Origin of the sequence: Streptomyces sp. NPDC048659 (assembly GCF_040650575.1) — a bacterium.
GTDB lineage: Bacteria > Actinomycetota > Actinomycetes > Streptomycetales > Streptomycetaceae > Streptomyces.
In genome coordinates this window covers 96,568-116,550 of sequence record NZ_JBEZHM010000011.1, presented here as the reverse complement: position 1 = coordinate 116,550, position 19,983 = coordinate 96,568, and the positions used below count along the sequence as shown (strand labels likewise).

23 protein-coding genes are annotated in these 19,983 nt (G+C 71.9%); 16 read left to right on the top strand and 7 right to left on the bottom strand.

What is annotated here, in order from left to right; translation table 11 throughout:
* Nucleotides 1–24: 24 nt before the first annotated feature.
* The 8 genes from AB0C99_RS11775 (at nucleotide 25) to hutH (ending at nucleotide 7,875) form a co-directional block, all read left to right on the top strand.
* Nucleotides 25–903 (top strand): acetylating acetaldehyde dehydrogenase, encoded by an 879-nt coding sequence (locus tag AB0C99_RS11775; RefSeq protein WP_362473033.1) that lies wholly within the window; start codon nucleotides 25–27, stop codon nucleotides 901–903.
* Nucleotides 900–1,928 (top strand): 4-hydroxy-2-oxovalerate aldolase, encoded by a 1,029-nt coding sequence (dmpG, locus tag AB0C99_RS11770; RefSeq protein ID WP_362473030.1) that lies wholly within the window; start codon nucleotides 900–902, stop codon nucleotides 1,926–1,928. Before AB0C99_RS11775 ends, dmpG begins: the two co-directional genes overlap by 4 nt.
* A complete protein-coding gene (locus tag AB0C99_RS11765) occupies nucleotides 1,925–2,782 on the top strand; it encodes a CoA ester lyase (protein WP_362473027.1) in 858 nt (285 codons plus the stop codon). The genes dmpG and AB0C99_RS11765 overlap by 4 nt, the downstream gene beginning before the upstream one ends.
* Nucleotides 2,779–3,309 carry a MaoC family dehydratase gene (locus AB0C99_RS11760; RefSeq protein WP_362473024.1) on the top strand — a complete coding sequence of 177 codons (531 nt, stop codon included), beginning with the start codon at nucleotides 2,779–2,781 and terminating at the stop codon, nucleotides 3,307–3,309. Before AB0C99_RS11765 ends, AB0C99_RS11760 begins: the two co-directional genes overlap by 4 nt.
* 13 nt (nucleotides 3,310–3,322) lie before the next feature.
* Complete coding sequence (locus AB0C99_RS11755; protein ID WP_362473021.1) at nucleotides 3,323–4,501, top strand: GNAT family N-acetyltransferase; 1,179 nt, start codon at nucleotides 3,323–3,325, stop codon at nucleotides 4,499–4,501.
* Nucleotides 4,502–4,522: 21 nt separating this feature from the next.
* Entirely contained in the window at nucleotides 4,523–5,410 is an 888-nt protein-coding gene (locus AB0C99_RS11750; protein WP_362473019.1) for an aminoglycoside phosphotransferase family protein, read from the top strand.
* 12 nt (nucleotides 5,411–5,422) lie between these two features.
* The gene (locus AB0C99_RS11745; protein ID WP_362473017.1) at nucleotides 5,423–6,079 is read left to right on the top strand and encodes a PIG-L family deacetylase; all 657 of its coding nucleotides are present in this window, start codon (nucleotides 5,423–5,425) and stop codon (nucleotides 6,077–6,079) included.
* Between the two features lie 254 nt (nucleotides 6,080–6,333).
* Entirely contained in the window at nucleotides 6,334–7,875 is a 1,542-nt protein-coding gene (gene hutH, locus AB0C99_RS11740) for a histidine ammonia-lyase (protein ID WP_362473200.1), read from the top strand.
* Between the two features lie 69 nt (nucleotides 7,876–7,944).
* On the opposite strand, the gene AB0C99_RS11735 is transcribed toward hutH, so the two are convergent.
* Nucleotides 7,945–8,214 (bottom strand): hypothetical protein, encoded by a 270-nt coding sequence (locus AB0C99_RS11735; protein WP_362473015.1) that lies wholly within the window; start codon nucleotides 8,212–8,214, stop codon nucleotides 7,945–7,947.
* A 109-nt stretch (nucleotides 8,215–8,323) separates the two neighbouring features.
* Here AB0C99_RS11735 and AB0C99_RS11730 point away from each other — a divergent pair, with 109 nt between their 5' ends.
* Both AB0C99_RS11730 and AB0C99_RS11725 read left to right on the top strand, forming a co-directional pair.
* Complete coding sequence (locus AB0C99_RS11730; RefSeq protein WP_362473013.1) at nucleotides 8,324–8,665, top strand: hypothetical protein; 342 nt, start codon at nucleotides 8,324–8,326, stop codon at nucleotides 8,663–8,665.
* Nucleotides 8,666–8,866: 201 nt separating this feature from the next.
* Nucleotides 8,867–10,129: an Ig-like domain-containing protein gene (locus AB0C99_RS11725; RefSeq protein ID WP_362473011.1), complete on the top strand. Its 1,263-nt coding sequence runs from the start codon at nucleotides 8,867–8,869 to the stop codon at nucleotides 10,127–10,129.
* Nucleotides 10,130–10,209: 80 nt separating this feature from the next.
* On the opposite strand, the gene AB0C99_RS11720 is transcribed toward AB0C99_RS11725, so the two are convergent.
* Entirely contained in the window at nucleotides 10,210–11,085 is an 876-nt protein-coding gene (locus AB0C99_RS11720; RefSeq protein ID WP_362473010.1) for a helix-turn-helix transcriptional regulator, read from the bottom strand.
* Nucleotides 11,086–11,214: 129 nt separating this feature from the next.
* Here AB0C99_RS11720 and AB0C99_RS11715 point away from each other — a divergent pair, with 129 nt between their 5' ends.
* From AB0C99_RS11715 to AB0C99_RS11700, 4 genes are all read left to right on the top strand, one after another.
* A complete protein-coding gene (locus AB0C99_RS11715) occupies nucleotides 11,215–12,258 on the top strand; it encodes an NAD(P)-dependent alcohol dehydrogenase (protein WP_362473008.1) in 1,044 nt (347 codons plus the stop codon).
* Nucleotides 12,259–12,354: 96 nt separating this feature from the next.
* Nucleotides 12,355–12,741, top strand: coding sequence for a DUF1330 domain-containing protein (locus AB0C99_RS11710; RefSeq protein WP_362473005.1), 387 nt, complete (start codon nucleotides 12,355–12,357; stop codon nucleotides 12,739–12,741).
* A 164-nt stretch (nucleotides 12,742–12,905) separates the two neighbouring features.
* Nucleotides 12,906–13,487, top strand: coding sequence for a hypothetical protein (locus AB0C99_RS11705; RefSeq protein WP_362473002.1), 582 nt, complete (start codon nucleotides 12,906–12,908; stop codon nucleotides 13,485–13,487).
* A gap of 5 nt (nucleotides 13,488–13,492) precedes the next feature.
* Nucleotides 13,493–13,942, top strand: coding sequence for a hypothetical protein (locus AB0C99_RS11700; protein ID WP_362473000.1), 450 nt, complete (start codon nucleotides 13,493–13,495; stop codon nucleotides 13,940–13,942).
* Nucleotides 13,943–13,946: 4 nt separating this feature from the next.
* Here AB0C99_RS11700 and msrA read toward each other — a convergent pair whose 3' ends face one another.
* Together msrA and AB0C99_RS11690 are read right to left on the bottom strand one after the other, a co-directional pair.
* Nucleotides 13,947–14,606: a peptide-methionine (S)-S-oxide reductase MsrA gene (gene msrA / locus AB0C99_RS11695; RefSeq protein WP_362472997.1), complete on the bottom strand. Its 660-nt coding sequence runs from the start codon at nucleotides 14,604–14,606 to the stop codon at nucleotides 13,947–13,949.
* A gap of 100 nt (nucleotides 14,607–14,706) precedes the next feature.
* Nucleotides 14,707–15,813, bottom strand: a complete 1,107-nt coding sequence (locus AB0C99_RS11690; RefSeq protein WP_362472994.1) for a hypothetical protein — start codon at nucleotides 15,811–15,813, stop codon at nucleotides 14,707–14,709.
* 72 nt (nucleotides 15,814–15,885) lie between these two features.
* Between AB0C99_RS11690 and AB0C99_RS11685 the strand changes: the two genes are divergently transcribed.
* On the top strand, nucleotides 15,886–17,040 hold the full coding sequence (locus tag AB0C99_RS11685) for a cystathionine gamma-synthase (RefSeq protein ID WP_362472991.1): 1,155 nt from the start codon (nucleotides 15,886–15,888) through the stop codon (nucleotides 17,038–17,040).
* 49 nt (nucleotides 17,041–17,089) lie between these two features.
* On the opposite strand, the gene AB0C99_RS11680 is transcribed toward AB0C99_RS11685, so the two are convergent.
* The 3 genes from AB0C99_RS11680 to AB0C99_RS11670 form a co-directional block, all read right to left on the bottom strand.
* A complete protein-coding gene (locus AB0C99_RS11680; RefSeq protein WP_362472989.1) occupies nucleotides 17,090–17,341 on the bottom strand; it encodes a hypothetical protein in 252 nt (83 codons plus the stop codon).
* The gene (locus tag AB0C99_RS11675; protein ID WP_362473198.1) at nucleotides 17,338–17,697 is read right to left on the bottom strand and encodes a sigma factor-like helix-turn-helix DNA-binding protein; all 360 of its coding nucleotides are present in this window, start codon (nucleotides 17,695–17,697) and stop codon (nucleotides 17,338–17,340) included. Before AB0C99_RS11675 ends, AB0C99_RS11680 begins: the two co-directional genes overlap by 4 nt.
* Before the next feature lie 145 nt (nucleotides 17,698–17,842).
* Nucleotides 17,843–18,370 carry a MarR family transcriptional regulator gene (locus AB0C99_RS11670; protein ID WP_362472986.1) on the bottom strand — a complete coding sequence of 176 codons (528 nt, stop codon included), beginning with the start codon at nucleotides 18,368–18,370 and terminating at the stop codon, nucleotides 17,843–17,845.
* Nucleotides 18,371–18,539: 169 nt separating this feature from the next.
* Here AB0C99_RS11670 and ilvA point away from each other — a divergent pair, with 169 nt between their 5' ends.
* On the top strand, nucleotides 18,540–19,772 hold the full coding sequence (ilvA, locus tag AB0C99_RS11665; protein ID WP_362472983.1) for a threonine ammonia-lyase: 1,233 nt from the start codon (nucleotides 18,540–18,542) through the stop codon (nucleotides 19,770–19,772).
* Nucleotides 19,773–19,983: the final 211 nt, after the last annotated feature.

Below are 19,983 nucleotides of genomic sequence, written 5' to 3'. Positions count from 1 at the left end.
CTTCCTTCGAAGAGTGGAGTACACGTGCTGAACACGGCTGTCCTCGGTACCGGTCTCCTCGCCCTCGACCTGGTCGAGCGCATCCGGAACTCCCCGCACCTGCACTGCGGTCTCGTCGTCGGCCGCGCCCACGACAGCACCGGCCTGATCAAGGCCGCCGCCATGGGCTGCGCCACCGCGTCGGGCGGCGTCGCCGCCCTGACCGACGTGGAGGAGACGTTCGACATCGTCTTCGACGTGACCAACGCCTTCGCTCACCCCGAGCACGCGGCCCGGCTCGCCGACGCCGGAGCGACGGTCATCAATCTGACCCCCGCCAACACCGGGACGCTGATCGTTCCCGCCGTCAACGGCGAGCAGGCCGCTGCCCACCAGCACATCAGCCTCGCCTCGTGCGGCGGCCAGACCTCGATCCCCGTCCTCCACGCCATCGCCCAGCACTACGTGCCCACCCACGTGGAGATGGTCGCCACGGCCGCGACCATGAGCGTCGGCCGTGCCAGCCGTCTGAACCTCGACGAGTACATCGAGACGACACAGTCCGCGATCCGGCACTTCACCCGGGCGGGCACCGCCAAGACCATGCTGAACATCAGCCCCGCCTCGCCGCCGCCACGGTTTCGCAGCGCGATGACGCTTGTGGCCCCGGGTGCCGAAGCGGAGCCGGCCCGCACGATCGTGGATTCCGTGGCCGAGACCATGCGGTCCTTCGTCCCCGGCTTCCATGTGGCCTCATGCACCGTCGCCGGCGACACCATCCGGGTGGCCGTGGAAGTCACCGCCACCCGCACCACGATGCCGGTGTACGCGGGGAACCTCGAAGTGATCAGCGCCGCCGCCATCCACGCCGCCGAACAGCACGCCGTCACCCGGACCTCGGCCGTGAAGGAGAACGCACGATGACCCCCGGCAATCAGGGCCACCTGATCATCCACGACCCGACCCTGCGCGACGGCCAGCACGCCGTACGCCACCAGCTCGGCCGTGACCAGATCCGCGCCTATGCGACCGCCGCCGACGCGGCCCGCGTCCCGGTCGTCGAGGTCGGCCACGGCAATGGGCTCGGCGCGTCCTCCTTCCAGGTCGGGCACAGCAGGATCAGCGACGACGAGATGCTGTCCACCGCCCGCGAGGCCCTCACGCATAGCAGGATGGCCGTCCTTATGGCGCCCGCTTGGGGAACCTCGGCCGACCTGCGCAACGCCGTCGTACGCCACGGCGCGGACGTGGCCCGTATCGCGGTGCACTGCACCGAGGCGACCGCCGCCGAACGTCACCTCGGAGTGATCCGGGAGCTCGGCGCCGAAGCACAGGCCGTGCTGATGATGAGCCACATGGCCGCCCCCGGGCAGCTGGCCGAGCAGTGCGCGCTCCTGGTCGGGTACGGGGCTCAGGCCGTCGGCATCATGGACAGCGCGGGTTTCTATCTGCCCGAGGACGTCACCGCCCGCATCGGGGGCATCGTCTCCGCAGTGGAGGTTCCCGTGATCTTCCACGGGCACAACAACCTCGGCATGGCCGTTGCCAACTCTGTTGCCGCAGCCCAGGCCGGTGCCGGCGTCATCGACGCGTGCGCCCGGGGGTTCGGCGCGGGTGCGGGCAACGCCCAACTGGAAGTCCTCGTGCCCGTGCTGGAGCGCTACGGCCACGCCACCGGCATCGACGTCCGACGCCTGGCCGACGCCGCCGACCTCGCCGGGCGGAACCTCATGCCCGCGCCGCCGTCGATCGACTCCGTCAGTCTGGCGTCCGGCCTCGCCGGCGTCTTCTCCGGCTTCAGGAAGCCCGTCCTGGAGGCCGCTACGCGCGAAGGCATCCACCCCTGGGATCTGTTCCAGGAACTCGGCCGCCGTCAAGTGATCGCCGGGCAGGAAGACGTGATCCCGGAGGCCGCCCGCGGCCTCGCTTCGCGGGGAGCGGGACGGTGACCGCCAAGGTCGCGCCCGCCGGAGTCTGGTTCATCACCCCGGGTCATGCGTCCGAGTGCTTCCCGACCGCGTACCAGTGCGGCGCGGACGTCGCTCTGGTGGACTTGGAGGACTCCGTTCCCGCTGTAGCCAAGTCGTCCGCCCGTGCCGCAGCCTGCGGTTTCTTCGCCGCCTCCGCCGTCACCGGCACCACGCTCGGCGTCAGGATCAGCTCGCCCGCCACCCTCGACGGAGTGCGTGACCTCGCCGCCATCGCGGCCTTCCCCAGGAAGCCGCGGATCGTCCTGATCCCCAAGGTGGAATCGCCGCGCGACATCGCGATCGTCGCCGGGGTCCTCGACACGCCCGGCTACACGCCCCTGCTGTACGCGCTCATCGAGAGCCCGTACGCCATGGAGGTGCTGCCGTCGATCGTGCGGGCCGACCGTATCGCCGGGGTCCTGTTCGGGACGGCCGACTACGCCGCGGCCACCGGAAGCACCATGGCGTGGGAGGCCATGCTCCACGCCCGGTCCACGCTCGTCACCAGCGCCGCCGCCGCGGGCATCCCTGCCATCGACTCCCCGTTCTTCGACCTGGACGACCTCGACGGACTGCGGCGGGAAGCCGAACAGGTCAAGTCCCTCGGCTTCGCCGGAAAGAGCTGCGTGCACCCCCGGCAGCTCTCCACGGTGACGGAGGTGTTCGGTCCGACGGACGAGGAGATCGCCGCCGCCCGCGCCATCGTCGAGGCTGCGGAGACCGCCGGCGGACGGATCGTCCGTGTCGGCCATCGGATGATCGGCCCGCCCATGGTCGCCGCCGCCCGCTCCCTCCTGGCCCGAGCCGGTACTCCGCGCGAGGAGCACGCATGAGCACCAGCGTCCCCCAGGGGTACCGGCGGATCGCCGAAGGCCGCTACCGGGAAGTCGTCGGCCTCGGGTACGACGAGCTGACCTTGGGCCTGGTCATCGAGCACAGGCCCGGACGCACCCTCACCGAGGCCGACAGCGTCCTGATGACGACGCTCGGGGGCAACGACGCCCCCTTGCACACCGACGCCCACTACAGCAGCCGGACGGAGTGGGGCCGCCTCCTGGTGTGCAGCAGCATCACCCTCCACATCGTCGGCGGCATGACCGTACGCAGCACCAGCGGCCTTACCCTGGCGAACCTCGGCTTCCAGGAGATCCGCTTCACCCACCCGGTCTTCATCGGCGACACCCTCTACGCGGATACGGAGGTCACCGGCCGCCGGGTGTCCAGGAGCCGACCCGAAACGGGAATCGTCACCTGCCGCACGACCGGCCGCAACCAGCGCGACGAAGCCGTCATGACGTTCAGCAGGAGCTTTCTCGTCCCTCTCGACAGCGTCACGGTCCGAGACCGCACCAACTACTAGGAGCGGACGTCCCATGCCCGACCCGGCCGTGTTCACCAAGGTCACCGACGACGACCGCTGGCAGGAGTACGACCGCCTCGCGGCCCGGAGCTACGGCCACCCCGTGGACGACATCACTCTCCTGCGCTCCCACGCGGACATCCGCGTCGCGGTCCGGGACGGTCACGTCGTGGCGGGCGGTCTCGGCCTCCTCCTGCCGCAGTTCTTCGGCGGTGCCCCGGTGCCCTCCGCGCTCCTCGGCGCCGGATGCGTCGCCCCGGAGGAACGTGGAGCCCACCTCTCCATCCGGATGATCTCCGAACGCCTACGCCCCCTGCGCGACCAGGGCGCCGTGATCTCCACCCTCTGGACCGCCTCCAGCGGCTACGCCCGGCGCCTCGGCTGGGAAGCGCCCACCCAGGTCTACTCGTGGACCGTCCCCACCGACGCACTGAGACGGTGCTTCACCGAAACAGGCTTCGAGATCACCCACGGGACGAACGCGAAGGTCCGCCTGCTCCAGAACGACCTGGCCGCCTGGTGGAACGGAACGTGGCAGCGACCGGAGTGGTGGCCGGAATGGCAGCAGGGCAAACACCCCGGCCTGGCCACCTATCAGTTCAGCCGCCCCGGACAGGAGCCCACCGGCGTCCTTTCCGTGGCCAATGAACACCATCCCATCGAAGGGCGACAGGTCGTCGTGCACGATTTCTGGGCGACGGATCAGGATACGGGCAGCGCCATGCTCGCCTTCCTCGGCCGCCACAACAGCCGCATCCCCACCGTCGTCTTCCAGCGCACCGGCCTGCCGCCCGCACCACTCCTGCTGCACCGCCTGGATCACCCCGGCTCCCTGACCGCGCGCTCCTGGCATCCGTGGATGCTCCGCATCCTGGATCTGCGCCAAGCGGTACGGCTCCGCGGCTGGCCCGACGAGGTCAGTGCCACTCTCCCGATCGAAATCGTCACCGAGAGCGGCGAGACCACCGAGCGCTTCATGCTCAGGATCACCGACGGGAAGGGCGACCTGGAGCCCACTACGCACGCGGGACGGATCACGCTGACCAGAGGACAGTTTGCCGTTTGGTACGCCGGCGGCTACCGCAGCACGGTCGCCGCCGCCCTGGCCGGAGTGGCCGCCCCTCCGCTCACCATCGCCCGGTTCCTGGCCGCCACCACCGAACGTGAACCGTGGCTTGCCGATCACTTTTGACCAATCCGGAGAGAGCGTCTCATGACACAACACACCCCCATCCCGCCCGACCTGCGCCGATGGATCGCAGAGAACCTGCCGGACAGGGCCACCGACACGGCCGAGGATGTCTCCTGGGACCGCCGTGATTCCCGAGTCTGGCGGGTGCCGACGGCCGAGAGCGAGGCTTTCGTGAAGCTCAGCCCGAGCCCGGAGGACTACGAGCGCGAGGTCGCCGGATACGCGTACGCGGCGCGTGTCCTCGCCCCGCAGGAGGCACCCCGCCTCCTTGCCGCGCATCCCGGCCTGCGGGCGATCATGACTTCGCTCCAGCCCGGAAGTGTCGTACGCGGGTTGTCCCTCAGCAGGGAGGAGGAGCTACGGGTGCACGAACGGGCGGGAAACCTGCTCAGGCGCTGGCACGACGCCTCTGCCCCCGCCTCGCAGCGGGACCGCGACAGCACCCGCGCGTCCATGGACGGCCGGGCGAGCGAGGCCGCTGCCTGTCTGGAGGCCACCGCCGGATACCTCGATGACGAGCAGCGCTCTCTGGTCGAGTGCGTTGCCCACGGGCTGCCGCAACTTGCCGAGCACCTGCCCGTCGCGTACCTGCACGGCGACTACTCCACCCGTAACTGGCTGTGGGACCCCCTCCTCGGCTACGGGGTGATCGACTTCGAGATGTCCGCGCACGGTGTCGTCATCGAAGAGTTCGTATGGCTGCGCGGAGCCGTATGGGCTCCGCGCCCGGACCTCAGAACCGCCTTCTTCACCGGCTACGGCCGCACACTCTCGGACACCGAGGAAAGGGCCCTGTGTCTCCTCACCGCGAGGCTCGGTGTCTCGTACCTCGCCACCGGTCTGTCCCGGCGGAATCCGGTACTCATCGAGCGTGGCCACCTCGTCCTCGATCGCCTGACACGCGGATAGCGGTGCTTTTTGATGAAGACCGTCCTGATCGTCGTGGCGCATCCCGACGACGCCGAGATCGCCATGGGGATGCGCATCCACGAGTACGCGAGACACGGAGTACGGGTCTGGGTGCACTGCCTCACCGTCGGGACGCCCGGGTCGGACGGCACAGAGGAGCGCCGGGACGAGTGCCTGGCCGCCGGTGCGATCCTGGGGGTGGAGAACTACACCTTCTCGCGTATCCCGGACACCCGTTTCGTCGAGAACCGGGGAGAGATGAACGGCGACCTCCTCAAGGTCTTCCATGAGGCCCGCCCGGACATCGTCTATACGCACTTCCCCGAGGACCAGCATCTCGACCACCGCGTCACCGGGCAGGAGGTCACGACTGTCGCCCTCCGGGCGGCCCGCGACCTGTGCTATTTCCGGTCCCCCTACAGCCTCGGGTTCGAACCGACCAAGATTTTCATGGGAACCCGAGAACTGCTGAACGTCAAAATGGAAGCGCTGAGCTGTTTCCCCTCGCAGAGGCAGCTCGACATGAGCATCTTTCGGAAACTGGCCGAGATCGCGCATCGCCAGCACGTGCATCACCGGATCGTCGAGAGCTTCCCGTCTGGGCTGGACTGCGCCGAACTGTTCCGCACCGCGAGAGAGATCGAATGCGCGGAGCAGGCAGAGCTTTGACGGAGACCGCGCTTCCGTCGGTTCGTGCGCGACCGGCTCCCTCGGTGACGGGAGCGAGCGCTCATGACGCCGCTGTGGAAGCGCCGGCCGCCAGGCCGGTCGGCGGGCCGCTCGGCGGGCCGGTCAGGCGTGGGCGATGCAGACTGGGACAGGCCGGGCGGGCGTCACCCGGTAAGGGTCTGGCAGCCGCCGAGCCAATGACCGTTCCCCTAGTGACAGGTTGGTCTTCAATCCGTAGGGTGCTGAATATGGATATGCAGACTGTCGTCCTTGGGACGTCCGGCACCACCCCGCAGGACGTCATCGACGTCGCCCGCCACGGCGCGCGCGTCGAGCTGTCATCCGAGGCCGTCCAGGCGCTCACCGCCGCGCGCGCCACCGTGGACGCGCTCGCCGCGAAGCCCGAGCCGGTGTACGGCGTCTCCACCGGCTTCGGCGCCCTCGCCACCCGGCACATCGGCCACGAGCTGCGCGCCCAGCTCCAGCGCAACATCGTCCGCTCGCACGCCGCCGGCATGGGCCCGGCCGTCGAGCGCGAGGTCGTCCGCGCGCTGATGTTCCTGCGCCTGAAGACCGTCGCCTCCGGCCACACCGGCGTCCGCCCCGAGGTCGCGCAGACCATGGCCGACCTGCTCAACGCGGGCATCACCCCGGTCGTCCACGAGTACGGCTCGCTCGGCTGCTCCGGCGACCTCGCGCCGCTCTCCCACTGCGCCCTCGCGCTCATGGGCGAGGGCGACGCCGAGGGCCCCGACGGCGTCGTCAAGCCCGCCGGCGAGCTGCTCGCCGCCGCCGGGATCGCCCCCGTCGAGCTGCGCGAGAAGGAGGGCCTGGCCCTCCTCAACGGCACCGACGGCATGCTCGGCATGCTGGTCATGGCCCTCGCCGACCTCGACACCCTCTACAAGTCGGCCGACATCACCGCGGCCCTCTCCCTGGAGGCCCTGCTCGGCACCGAGAAGGTGCTGGAGCCCGAGCTGCACGCCATCCGCCCGCACCCGGGCCAGGCCGCCTCCGCCGCCAACATGCTCGCCGTCCTCAAGGGCTCCGAGCTCACCGGCCACTTCCAGAGCGGCGAGGCCCCCCGCGTCCAGGACGCCTACTCCGTGCGCTGCGCCCCGCAGGTCGCGGGCGCGGGCCGCGACACCATGGCGCACGCCCTCCTCGTCGCCGAGCGCGAGCTGGCCGCCGCCGTCGACAACCCGGTCGTGCTGGGCAACGGCGAGGTCCGCTCCAACGGCAACTTCCACGGCGCCCCCGTCGCGTACGTCCTCGACTTCCTCGCCATCGCCGCCGCCGACCTCGGCTCCATCGCCGAGCGCCGCACCGACCGGCTGCTCGACAAGAACCGCTCGCACGGCCTGCCGCCCTTCCTCGCCGACGACGCCGGTGTCGACTCGGGCCTGATGATCGCCCAGTACACCCAGGCCGCCCTGGTCAGCGAGATGAAGCGGCTCGCCGTCCCGGCCTCCGCCGACTCCATACCCTCCTCCGCGATGCAGGAGGACCACGTCTCCATGGGCTGGTCCGCCGCCCGCAAGCTGCGCACCGCGATCGGCAACCTCAACCGGATCATCGCCGTCGAGCTGTACGCGGCCACCCGAGGCATCGAGCTGCGCCACGGCCTGACCCCCGCCCCCGCCTCCCGCGCCGCCATCGAGGCGCTGCGCGCGGCCGGCGTCCAGGGGCCCGGGCCGGATCGTTTCCTCGCCCCCGACCTGGACGCCGCCGACGCGTTCGTGCGCGAGGGCGCCCTCGTCGCCGCCGTCGAGCCGGTCACGGGACCGCTCGCGTAAGGGCGTACGTCACGCAGGCCACGCCGGCCGCACGGAGCCCCGCTCCGTGCGGCCGGCGCATGTCCTCGGTCAGGAGGCCCGGTCGCCCCGCCGCATCGCCAGCGTCACGAAACCCGCGCCGACCCCCAGGAACGCCGTCCCGCCCAGCAGGTACGGGGTGCTGTCGAAGCCGCCGGTCTCCGCGAGCCGGGGCTCCAGCTCGGCGCCGGTGCCGGCGGATCTGCTCCCGTCCCCCATGGGCCGCTCGACCGTGGCGGTCGCCGAGGGTACGAACCACAGGGCGCACAGGAGGGTCCCCGCGGCGGTGGCGGTGAGCAGCGGGCGTCGGGCGACGGACACGGTGTGGTGATCCCCCTTGCGGAAACCGCGAATTGGCCGGTAGGGCGATGCTAATGAACACACCGGGTCGCGGGAAAGCCGAGGGCTTCCGGCGCTCTACGCTCCGGCCATGAGCACATCCGAGACATCACGCTATGTACGCCTTCGGGTCGACCTGGTCCTGGAGGTCGACGCCCCCGCGTCGCTGACCGAGGCGGCCGAGGGCCGGATCGCCGCCGACACCTTCATGCCCGAGGAGGAGCGGAGCCACGCGCGGGCCGCCGTCGCCGAGGACAGCGCCGAGGCCCTGGCGTACCTCGTCGAGCCGTACGACCTGGTCGGCACCGTCCCCGGAGTCGAGCTCGTCCAGGCGTCCTGGAGCAGCGAGGAGATCGAATACGACCCCGATGCCATGGAGTGGGACCTCGACGACGAAGATGGTGCGCGGGAAGACGACGAGGACCGCGCCTGACCCCGGACGACCCGCGCGGCGGGGCCCCGGGACGGCGGCGTCCCGGGGCCCCGCCGCGTCTCCGCGCGGGCCCGGGAACCGGACGCTCCGCCGGCGCGTGTCGGACAGTGGTGCCCCTAGTGGTCTTCCCCACAAACCCGCCGGTAGCGGAACCGGAGGGCAGACATGGGTGTTTCAGTAGGAAGTCAGGAATCGGCGGCGATGGAGAAGCGTGTGATGACGGACGGCAAGCGCCGAAAGAGCCTGGCCGCGGCGGCGGCGGTGCTCGGTGGCGTGCTGGTGCTCACGGCGTGCAACGACGGTGACAAGGGCAGCGCCGCCTCCCCGAACGCCCAGTCGCAGGCCCAGGTCGACGAGGCAGCCGCGCAGAAGACCTCCAAGGCGCAGATCACCATCGCGCCGAAGAACGGTGCCCAGAACGCGTCGATCAACAACGACGCCAAGGTCACCGTCACCGACGGCAAGCTGACCGACGTCAAGATGACCACCGCCGAGGGCGCCGCCGTCGAGGGCCGCATATCGGCCGACGGGCTCAGCTGGGAGCCGACCGGGCCGCTCAAGCGCGCCACCGTCTACAAGATCGCGGCGACCGCCCAGGACACCACCGGCCTGGAGGCGCACGAGAACGCGTCCTTCACCACGGTCTCCCAGGCCAACAGCTTCATCGGCAACTTCACGCCGGAGGACGGCTCGACCGTCGGCGTCGGCATGCCGGTCTCGATCAACTTCAACAAGGCGATCACCGACAAGAAGGCCGTCCAGGGCGGCGTCACCGTCTCCTCCAGCACGGGCCAGGAGGTCGTCGGCCACTGGTTCAACTCGCAGCGGCTCGACTTCCGCCCCGAGAAGTACTGGACCGAGAACTCCACGATCACCCTGAAGCTCGACCTCGACGGCGTCGAGGGCGCGAAGGGCGTCTTCGGCGTGCAGCAGAAGACGGTCACCTTCAAGATCGGCCGCAACCAGGTCTCCACCGTCGACGTCGCCACCAAGACGATGACCGTCAAGCAGGACGGCCAGACGATCAAGACCATCCCGATCTCCGCAGGCTCCCCGGAGAACACCACCTACAACGGGCAGATGGTGATCTCCGAGAAGTTCAAGGAGACCCGGATGAACGGCGCCACCGTCGGCTTCACCGACTCCGACGGCAAGGGCGAGTACGACATCAAGGACGTGCCGCACGCCATGCGCCTGTCCACGTCGGGCACCTTCATCCACGGCAACTACTGGGGCTCCCGCTCGATCTTCGGCTCCGTGAACACCAGCCACGGCTGCGTGGGCCTCGCCGACGTCAAGGGCGCCGGCGACCCGAACCAGCAGGCCGCCTGGTTCTACGACAAGTCGCTCATCGGCGACGTCGTCATCGTCAAGAACTCCAAGGACAAGACGATCGCGCCCGACAACGGCCTCAACGGCTGGAACATGAGCTGGTCGGCGTGGAAGGCCGGCTCCGCCGTCTGATCCGCCCGCACCACCGCGTACGCACGGAAGCGGCCCCCTCGGACTCCGGTCCGAGGGGGCCGCTCCCCTTCGGCCCGCCGCTACTTCCGCAGGTCCGTGGCCTCGTCGTGCTCCTCCAGGCCCCACTGCGCCAGCAGCCGCAGCGCGTCCGCCGAGGGCGAGCCCGGCTCCGCGTGGTACGTCACCAGCATCAGGTCCGGGTCGTCCCCGGACACCTTCAGCGACTCGTACGAGAGCGTCATCTCGCCCACCAGCGGATGCCGCACCTTCTTCGTCCCGTGCCCCTTGTCGGTCACCGTGTGCGCCGCCCACAGCGAGCGGAACTCCTCGCTCCTGACCGACAGTTCGCCCACCAGCGCCAGCAGCTCCTGATCGTCCGGGTGCAGCCCCGCGTACAGCCGGAGCACGCTCACCACCTCGACCGCCTTGCACTCCCAGTCCACGTACAGATCGCGCGCGTTGGGGTCGAGGAAGACCAGCCGGGACATGTTCCGCTCGCGCGGCTCCCAGGCCGCGAAATCGCCCATCAGGGCCCGCGCCATGCGGTTCCAGGCCAGGATGTCGCCGCGCCGCCCCAGCACGAAGGCGGGCACGCCGTCCATCGAGTCGAGGAGCTGCCGCAGCCCCGCCCGCACCTTCTGCGGGCGGGCGACGGCCGCCTTCTGCCGCTTCTTCACCATCGGCTTCGCCAGGTGCGTCAGATGCGCCCGCTCCGTGTCGCTCAGCCGCAGCGCCCGCGCGATCGAGTCGAGCACCTCCATGGACACGTTGCGCCCGTTGCCCTGTTCGAGCCGGGTGTAGTACGCCACCGACACCCCGGCCAGCTGCGCCAGCTCCTCCCGGCGCAGCCCCGGCACCCGCCGGTGCCGCCCGAACTCGGGCAGCCCCACGTCCTGCGGCTTCAGGCGCGCCCGGCGGGAGCGCAGGAATTCGCTGAGTTCCGCACTGAGGTCCATGCCTCCCCAGTATTCCCGCCCGGGGCCGCGGACGCGCGGACGAGCCTGACCCTGCCAGTGGTAGGCACACCGGACATAGGCCGGACAGTGGTCTGGGTAACGGCGCCCGGATCCGGCAGGCTTGCCGCCATGACCACGACCGTCTCCGCTTACGCGGCCCCCGCAGCCAACGCCCCGCTGGAGCGCACCACCGTGCCGCGCCGGGCCGTCGGCGCACACGACGTCCTCATCGAGATCAAGTACGCCGGCATCTGCCACTCCGACATCCACCAGGCCCGCGACGGCTGGGGCGAGGGGATATTCCCCATGGTGCCCGGGCACGAGATCGCGGGCATCGTCACCGAGGTCGGCTCCGGCGTCACCAAGCACGTGGTCGGCGACCGCGTCGGCGTCGGCTGCTTCGTCGACTCCTGCCGCACCTGCGAGTACTGCGAGCGCGGCCTGGAGCAGTACTGCGCGGGCGGCGGCACCAGCACGTACAACGCCCTCGACCAGCACGGCGAGCCCACCTACGGCGGCTACTCCACCCACATCGTCGTCGACGAGAACTACGCCCTGCGCATCCCCGAGGGCATCTCCCTCGACGTCGCCGCGCCGCTGCTCTGCGCCGGCATCACCCTCTACTCGCCGCTCGCCCACTGGCAGGCGGGCCCCGGCAAGAAGGTCGCCATCGTCGGCCTCGGCGGCCTCGGGCACATGGGCGTCAAGATCGCGCACGCGCTCGGCGCCGAGGTGACGGTGCTCAGCCAGTCCCTGAAGAAGCAGGAGGACGCCCGCCGACTGGGCGCCGACCACTACTACGCCACCAGCGACCCGGCGACCTTCGAGACCCTGGCCGGCACCTTCGACCTGGTCATCTCCACGGTCTCCGCGCCGCTCGACTTCGACGCCTACCTGAGCCTGGTCAAGACCGACGGCGCCCTGGTCAACGTGGGCGCGCCCGAGGAGCCGGTGAAGGTCAGCCTGTTCTCGCTGATCGGCGGGCGCAAGACGCTGGCGGGCTCGATGATCGGCGGCATCGCCGAGACCCAGGAGATGCTCGACTTCTGCGCCGCCCACGGCCTGGGCTCCGAGATCGAGGTGATCCCGGCGGACCGGATCAACGAGGCGTACGAGCGGGTCATCGCCTCCGACGTGCGCTACCGCTTCGTGATCGACGCGTCGACGATCTGACGCGCCGGACGGGCCGGGGTCCGCGGACCCCGGCCCGTCCGGGCATGACCTCCGGGGTAATCGACCCGGGACCCCCCGCCCCGGCACGCTGTACCCATGACGACGACGCAGCAGCACCAGCCCGCGAAGACCCCCGCCTACGCCATCGGCAACCTGCACCCGAAGCCCGTCCTCGACGAGGAGGTCTTCGTCTACATGGAGCGTATCCAGGACACCCTGGACCCCTTCGGCGGGCGCTTCCTCGTCCACGGCGCCCCCGAGCGCGAGGTCCGCGAGGGCGAGTGGCCCGGCGCCGTCGTGATCATCGGCTTCCCGAGCCTGGACGACGCCCGCGGCTGGTACGACTCCGAGGCGTACCAGGCCCTGATACCGCTCCGCACCCGCCACATGACCGGCGACGTCCTCCTGATCGACGGCCTCCCCGAGGGCTACGCGACCGCCGCGACGGCCGCCCACCTCCGCTCCGCCACCGCGTCGGCCTGAGCCCGGCCCGAGCGCGGCCTGATCCCGGCCCGAGCGCGGCCTGAGCGCGGCCTGAGCGCGGCCTGAGCCCGGCAGGCCGGGGCTCCCGGGACTGCCGGTCACCGGCATCGCGGAGGGGCCCGGCGGTCGCCTACCGTCCGTCGGGACGAGGGGGGAGGTGCCGCGTGACGGGGAGCGGCGGGGCCGGCGGGCTGTACGCGCTGGCGGCCGGCATCGGGATGGTGGCTTTCGGCGTGGTCCTGGCGGGGGACCTCCGGGGCGCGGCGGAGCGCTGGAACGAGCGGCCGGCGGGGACGGGCCCGGGGACCGGGACGGGGACGATCCCCGGACCGCGCCGGAAGGTCCGCGCCACCCGCCTCCTGGGCGCGGTGTTCGCGCTGGCGGGCGCGGCCGTGCTGGCCCTGGGGACGGTCCTGACCGCGCGGGGCGAGCCGTACGTCGACCCGCCGCGGCTGCCGGACCCGCTGCTGCCGGTGCTGGTCGCCATGGCGGCGGCGCTGACCTGGATGAACTGGCGGCGGAACGGATCGCTCCGGCGGGACTGGACCGGGGGCGGCACCGCCCGAAGGACCGCCGCCGTACTCACCACCGCCGGCCTCTACGCCTTCCTCGCGGGCCTCGGCTCCGGCCTCCAGCTGCTGTGGCTGGCGGGCTGGGTGCTGGGCGGGGCGGGTCAGCTGCTGGTCCTGCTCACGGCGGGGCCCGTACCGGCGCCGTCTACGATCTCGGGGAAAGAGGGGGAGTGAGCGCGATGGCGGGAACCGATCCGGGCGGTGCCCTGTCGGTGCTGGTGACCGGGGTCTGGATGACGATCCTCGGAGTGGTGGTGGTGACGGACCTCCGGGGCGCCGCACGCCGGCTCCAGGCGATGTCGGAGGCTTCGGTGGTGTTCGTCGGGGCGCCGTTCCTGCGCCGCCCGCCGGGGGTGCGCTTCGTGCGCGTGCTGGCCGCGGTGTTCGTGGCCGTGGGAGTGATCACGCTGGTGGAGGGGGTCACCCGGGCCCGGAGCGGGGGCCTGTTCGTCGACTCCCCGCCGATGCCCGCGCCGCTCCTCGCGGTGCTCGCCGTCACGACGACCCTGATGACCTGGATGTGCTGGCGACGCGAGGGCCTGCTGCGCCGCCTGTGGGCGGCGGGCTGGACACTCTGCGCGGGCGGCGGCCTCTACCTGCTCCTCGCGGCCCGCGCCGACGGCGCCTAGCGGGTCACTCCGCCTGCGCCACCCCGATCGGGCACGACACCCCCGTCCCGCCGATGCCGCAGTACCCCGCCGGGTTCTTGTCCAGGTACTGCTGGTGGTAGCCCTCCGCCGGGTAGAAGGGGCGGCCTTCCGCCGGGAGGAGTTCGGTGCTGATCGTGCCGTAGCCCGAGCCGGTCAGGACCTGCTGGTACGCCTCGCGCGAGGCCGCCGCGGCGGTGGCCTGCTCGGGGGAGTGGGTGTAGACGGCCGAGCGGTACTGGGTGCCCACGTCGTTGCCCTGGCGGAAGCCCTGGGTCGGGTTGTGCGACTCCCAGAACAGCTTCAGGAGCTGCTCGTACGAGACCTTCGACGGGTCGAAGACGACCCGGACGACCTCGGTGTGGCCGGTGAGGCCCGAGCAGACCTCCTCGTACGCCGGGTTCGGCGTCAGCCCGCCCTGGTAGCCGACGAGCGTCGTGTACACGCCCTCGGTCTGCCAGAACTTGCGCTCGGCCCCCCAGAAGCAGCCCAGGCCGAAGTCCGCGACCTCCAGGCCCTCCGGGTAGGGGCCGAGGAGCGGGGTGCCGAGGACGGTGTGCCGCTCCGGGACCGCGAACTCGGGCTCCGGGCGGCCGCGCAGGGCCTGGTCGGCGGTGGGGAGGACGGGGGTGCGGGACAGGAACATCGGGCATCTCTCCTCGACGGTCGTGGGGCTCCCCTCACAACAACGAGGGCCCCCGGCGGATTCCCGCCGGGGGCCCTCACCTCGTACGGAGGGGCAGGAGTCAGCGCGCCAGCGTCGCCGGGCTGCCGCCGTTCGACTCGTAGCCCGCCACCGCCAGGTTCCGGTACACCGTGTACTCCAGCGCCGGGTCCCCGCTCAGCGTCCACGGCAGCGCGCCCACGTAGCCGTCCACCCGCACCAGCAGCCGCATGGCCTCCTCCCAGCGCTCCGCGCGGATCAGGAAGTGCACCAGCAGGTGCCGCACGTGTGCCAGCATCGGGTCGTCCTCGCGGGCCGAGTGCGCCGCGTACATCGCGCCCTCCATCGCCTTCGACACCACCGCCGTGCGGTAGTAGTCCTGGACGATCACCAGGTCGGGCTGGTGCTCGAAGACCGCGAACAGCGGCAGCGCCGCCAGCAGCGAGCCCTGCGGCGCGCGGGCCGCCGCCGTCGTCGCGAAGTGGTCCGCCTCCTCCCGCGAGCCGTGCCACTTCTCGCACCAGTAGTGCAGCGCCGCCAGATGCGCCCCCATGTGCTGCGGCGCCCGGTCGATCACCTTCGCCCACAGCAGGTCGAACTGCTCGTGGGTGTCACCGAGCCCGCGCGCGACCGCCAGCTCCGAGATGTACGGCACGGGGTCGCCCGGCGCCGCCAGCGCGGCCTGCCCGCACGCCGCCCGCGCCTCCTCCAGGATGATCCGGAAGTCGTCCGCGCCCGCCGACGAGGACCGCCACGCCTGCTGCACCAGGAACTCCGCGTACACCTGCGCGCAGCCCGGGTCCTTCGGGGCGTCGGCCCGCCAGGACCGCAGCCACGCCCCGCCGACCCCCGGCCGCTCGGCCAGCTCCAGGGAGGCGGCGCCCGCGAACGCCTGGACCCGCTGCCAGCGCAGCTCGCCCTCCTTCGCGGTGCCCTTCAGGAGCTGGGAGGCGGCCCGCCAGTCCTGCGTCGCCTGCACCACGTCCAGCACGTCGAGCAGGTCCCGGTCCGGCCCCGGCAGCCGCACGTCCTGCTGTTCCTGCCGGAGGAAGCCGTACGCCTCCGGGTCCGCCGCGTCCGGGGCGCCGGGCGCCACCTGCCGGATGCCGCCGCCGCGCCGGCGCAGCACATAGGGGCCCAGGACGCCGAAGAGCAGCCCGAGCGCGATCAGGAACCACAGAATCTCCATGCGTCCATTGTCCAGGACGCCCGCTGAGACATACGGCGGCGGCCGGGGCTCCCCGGCACTACGCTCCTGACCATGAGCGACCAGCACTCCCACCAGAACTTCGAGACCCGCGCCATCCACGCGGGCAACACCGCCGACCCGCTGACCGGCGCGGTCGTCCCGCCCATCTACCAGGTGTCCACCTACAAGCAGGACGGCGTGGGCGGGCTCCGCGGCGGCTACGAGTACAGCCGCAGCGCCAACCCGACCCGTACCGCCCTGGAGGAGAACCTGGCGGCGCTGGAGGGCGGCCGGCGCGGCCTCGCCTTCGCCTCCGGGCTCGCCGCCGAGGACTGCCTGCTGCGCACCCTCCTCGCCCCCGGCGACCACGTGGTCATCCCCAACGACGCGTACGGCGGCACCTTCCGCCTCTTCGCCAAGGTCGTCGAGCGCTGGGGCGTGGACTTCTCCGTCGCGAACACCTCGGACATCGAGTCCGTGCGCGGCGCGCTCAACGAGCGTACGAAGCTGATCTGGGTCGAGACCCCCTCGAACCCGCTGCTCGGCATCACCGACATCGAGGCCGTCGCCGGTGTCGCCCGGCAGGCCGGCGTGAAGCTGGTCGTCGACAACACCTTCGCCTCGCCCTACCTCCAGCAGCCGCTGGCGCTCGGCGCGGACGTCGTCGTGCACTCCCTCACCAAGTACATGGGCGGCCACTCCGACGTCGTCGGCGGCGCCCTGGTGACGGCCGACGAGCAGCTCGGCGAGGAGCTGGCCTACCACCAGAACGCGATGGGCGCCGTGGCCGGCCCCTTCGACTCCTGGATCGTGCTGCGCGGCATCAAGACCCTCGCCGTCCGCATGGACCGGCACGCCGAGAACGCCGGCAGGATCGTCGAGATGCTGACCCAGCACCCGAAGGTCACCCAGGTCCTCTACCCGGGCCTGCCCGAGCACCCCGGCCACGAGGTCGCGGCGAAGCAGATGCGCAACTTCGGCGGCATGATCTCCTTCCGCGTCGAGGGCGGCGAGGAGGCGGCGGTCGAGGTCTGCAACCGCGCCAAGCTCTTCACCCTGGGCGAGTCCCTCGGCGGCGTCGAGTCGCTGATCGAGCACCCGGGCCGGATGACCCACGCCAGCGTCGCGGGCTCCGCCCTGGAGGTCCCGGCGGACCTGGTCCGCCTCTCCGTCGGCATCGAGAACGCCGACGACCTGCTGGCCGACCTGCGCGAGGCGCTCGGCTAGGCAGGGAGGGAAGGGCGGGGCCCCGGTCGTCCGGTCCGGGGCCCCGCCCTCACCAGCCTTCGAGCGGCGGCGTCGTCCCGGCCGGCGGGGCCTCCCAGGGCCGCACCACCGAGGCCCAGACGACGAAGGCGCCGACCGCGAGGGCGAGCAGCGCCCACCCGGCCCGCCGCAGCGCCCGGTCCCGGTGCAGCAGCCGTACGCCCCGGGCCGCCGCCCGCGCGGCGAGGTCGCGCGGCACGCGCGGGTGCCCGGTCTCCAGCATCCGGCGGACCTCGTCCTCCTTGTGCTCGTGCCGGTTCACGACGCGGCCCGCAGCGCGGTGACGGACCGGGCGCAGACCGCCCGCACCCGCTCCTCCGGCAGCCCGAGCAGCGCCGCGGTCTGCTCCTCGGCCACCCCCTCGTACAGCCGGAGCACGACGATCAGGCGCTCCTGCGGGGTGAGCGCGGAGAGCACCCCGCCGAGGCCCCGGTGGTGCCGCCAGGCGGTGCGGGCGAAGCGGGTGGCCAGCTCGGCGCGGGTGACCTCGTACGGGTCCTCGCCGCGCAGCCTGCCCCACTGGGCGTACGTGTGGGCGAGGGCGGCCGTGAGCAGGGCCTGCGCGCGCGGGTTGCGGTGCGCGGGCTCGGTGGTGAGCAGGGTCGCGGTCTGCAGCAGCCGGCCCGCCGCCCCGGCGACGAACGCGTCGAACTCCCGGGCGCGGTAGGCGTGTTCACCGCCCTGCCCGCCCTGTCCGCCCCGGCCGTCCGGGCTGGATCTCCGCTCGCGCACCTCCTCATATGAGGCCAGCGCGCGCCCGCGGTCAAGACTCCGGCGCGGACTCCGCCGGGGCGGCGGGCTCCTGGACGACGGGCAGCCCCGACTGGCGTGCGGAGAGCGCCGAGTTGAAGCGCGTGAGCAGGGTGGTGAAGGACTCGCGCTCCTCCGGCGTCCACCCCTCGGTGACCTCCGCCATGAGCTGCCGGCGGGAGAGCCGCACCTCCTCCAGGCGGGCCTGCCCGCGCGGGGAGAGCTGGAGCACGACGGCGCGCCCGTCCTCGGGGTGCGAGGTGCGCTTGACCAGGCCGGTGTCCACGAGCGGGGCGACCTGGCGGGTGACCGTGGAGGAGTCGATGCCCATGCCGGCGGCGAGCGCCTTGACGCCCATGGGCCCTTCCTGGTCGAGCCGGTTGAGCAGCAGGTACGCGGCCCGGTCCATCGAGTTGCGGAGCTGCCCGGTGCCGCCGAGCCGGGTCTGCTCGGCCCGTCTGGCGAAGACGGCCACCTGGTGCTGGAGGGCATCGAGGAGGCCGGGGTCAAGCTCTGTCGTCATGTCCTGAGATGTGGGCATGGCTGTAGGGGCTCTCTCGTGCGGTGGTCGGTTGGTGGGGGACAGAGTACGCGGACCTGCCGGGGTCCGTACCGGCGCTGCGCGATCCGGTCGGGAACGGGATCCCGGCCGGGCGGGACAAGGGCTCGCCGGGCGGCCGGAGGGCTTGTGAACTGCGAAACTCGATGTCATGACCTTCCGTACGCCAGACCCCTTTCAGCGCCTGATCCTCGACGATGTGCGCGGGGCGCAGAAGATGCTCGCCGGGGTGGCCCGGACCACCGCGCTGGAGTCCAGCCGCCATCTCTCCTCGCTGGTCGGGGCGCCGGTCCACCTGAAATGCGAGAACCTCCAGCGGACCGGCTCCTTCAAACTGCGCGGCGCGTACGTGCGGATCGCGGGGCTGCGGCCCGAGCAGCGGGCGGCCGGGGTGGTCGCCGCGTCGGCGGGCAACCACGCGCAGGGCGTGGCGCTGGCCTCCTCGCTGCTCGGTGTGCACGCCACGGTCTTCATGCCGGTCGGCGCCCCGCTGCCGAAGGTGGCGGCGACCCGGGAGTACGGGGCGGAGGTGCGGCTGCACGGGCACGTCGTGGACGAGACGCTGGCGGCGGCGGAGGAGTACGCGGCGCGGACCGGCGCGGTCCTCATCCACCCCTTCGACCACCCGGACGTCATCGCGGGCCAGGGCACGGTCGGCCTGGAGATCCTGGAGCAGTGCCCGGAGGTGCGGACGATCCTGGTCGGGGTCGGCGGCGGGGGACTGGTGGCCGGGATCGGGCTCGCGGTGAAGTCGCTGCGGCCCGACGTGCGGGTGATCGGCGTGCAGGCGGAGGGGGCGGCGGCCTATCCGCCGTCGCTGGCGGCGGGGCACCCGGTGGCGGTCGAGTCGCCGGTCACGATGGCGGACGGGATCCGGGTGGGGCGGCCCGGGGACGTGCCGTTCGAGCTGGTCCGGGAGTTCGTGGACGAGGTCCGCACGGTGACCGAGGACCAGCTCGCGGCGGCGCTGCTGCTGTGCCTGGAGCGGGCGAAGCTGGTGGTGGAGCCGGCCGGGGCGAGCCCGGTGGCGGCGCTGCTGGCCGACCCGCGGTCCTTCGGGCGGGGGCCGGTGGTGGCGGTGCTGTCGGGCGGGAACGTGGACCCGCTCCTGATGCAGCGGGTGCTGCGGCACGGCATGGTCGCCGGGGGCCGCTACCTGAGCCTGCGGGTGAAGGTGACCGACCGGCCGGGCGCGCTCGCGACGCTGCTCGCGGTGCTGACGGTGGTGGACGCCAACGTGCTGGACGTGGGCCACGTGCGGACCGACCCGCGGCTCGGGCTGACGGAGGTGGAGGTCGAACTGCACCTGGAGACCAAGGGCCCGGAGCACTGCGCGGAGGTCGCGGAGGCGCTGCGGGACGCGGGGTACACGGTGCTGGGCTGAGGCGGGGGGCGCGGTGCCGGGCCGAGGCGGGCCCCGGTTGTCCACAAGCCTTGTGTATCGCGATGTATCGCGTTAGCTTGTGGTCCGGGGTCGAGTGGTCCGGGTCACATGTTCGCTGGGCGCCGCCCGCCCGGCGTCCCTAGACTTGGACGGAAGCGCTCGAATCCGGCCAGGACCGACAAGAGAATCCCGCCAAACTCGCTGGGAGAAC

Bases quoted from the DNA above. Each gene is read 5' to 3' on its own strand.
- AB0C99_RS11745 (WP_362473017.1), top strand. From the start codon at position 5,423: ATGAAGACCGTCCTGATCGTCGTGGCGCATCCCGACGACGCCGAGATC.
- AB0C99_RS11690 (WP_362472994.1), bottom strand. From the start codon at position 15,813: ATGGAGATTCTGTGGTTCCTGATCGCGCTCGGGCTGCTCTTCGGCGTC.
- dmpG (WP_362473030.1), top strand. From the start codon at position 900: ATGACCCCCGGCAATCAGGGCCACCTGATCATCCACGACCCGACCCTG.
- ilvA (WP_362472983.1), top strand. From the start codon at position 18,540: ATGACCTTCCGTACGCCAGACCCCTTTCAGCGCCTGATCCTCGACGAT.
- AB0C99_RS11710 (WP_362473005.1), top strand. From the start codon at position 12,355: ATGACGACGACGCAGCAGCACCAGCCCGCGAAGACCCCCGCCTACGCC.
- hutH (WP_362473200.1), top strand. From the start codon at position 6,334: ATGCAGACTGTCGTCCTTGGGACGTCCGGCACCACCCCGCAGGACGTC.
- AB0C99_RS11685 (WP_362472991.1), top strand. From the start codon at position 15,886: ATGAGCGACCAGCACTCCCACCAGAACTTCGAGACCCGCGCCATCCAC.
- AB0C99_RS11715 (WP_362473008.1), top strand. From the start codon at position 11,215: ATGACCACGACCGTCTCCGCTTACGCGGCCCCCGCAGCCAACGCCCCG.
- AB0C99_RS11700 (WP_362473000.1), top strand. From the start codon at position 13,493: ATGGCGGGAACCGATCCGGGCGGTGCCCTGTCGGTGCTGGTGACCGGG.
- AB0C99_RS11670 (WP_362472986.1), bottom strand. From the start codon at position 18,370: ATGCCCACATCTCAGGACATGACGACAGAGCTTGACCCCGGCCTCCTC.
- AB0C99_RS11750 (WP_362473019.1), top strand. From the start codon at position 4,523: ATGACACAACACACCCCCATCCCGCCCGACCTGCGCCGATGGATCGCA.
- AB0C99_RS11720 (WP_362473010.1), bottom strand. From the start codon at position 11,085: ATGGACCTCAGTGCGGAACTCAGCGAATTCCTGCGCTCCCGCCGGGCG.
- msrA (WP_362472997.1), bottom strand. From the start codon at position 14,606: ATGTTCCTGTCCCGCACCCCCGTCCTCCCCACCGCCGACCAGGCCCTG.
- AB0C99_RS11730 (WP_362473013.1), top strand. From the start codon at position 8,324: ATGAGCACATCCGAGACATCACGCTATGTACGCCTTCGGGTCGACCTG.
- AB0C99_RS11755 (WP_362473021.1), top strand. From the start codon at position 3,323: ATGCCCGACCCGGCCGTGTTCACCAAGGTCACCGACGACGACCGCTGG.
- AB0C99_RS11760 (WP_362473024.1), top strand. From the start codon at position 2,779: ATGAGCACCAGCGTCCCCCAGGGGTACCGGCGGATCGCCGAAGGCCGC.
- AB0C99_RS11725 (WP_362473011.1), top strand. From the start codon at position 8,867: ATGGAGAAGCGTGTGATGACGGACGGCAAGCGCCGAAAGAGCCTGGCC.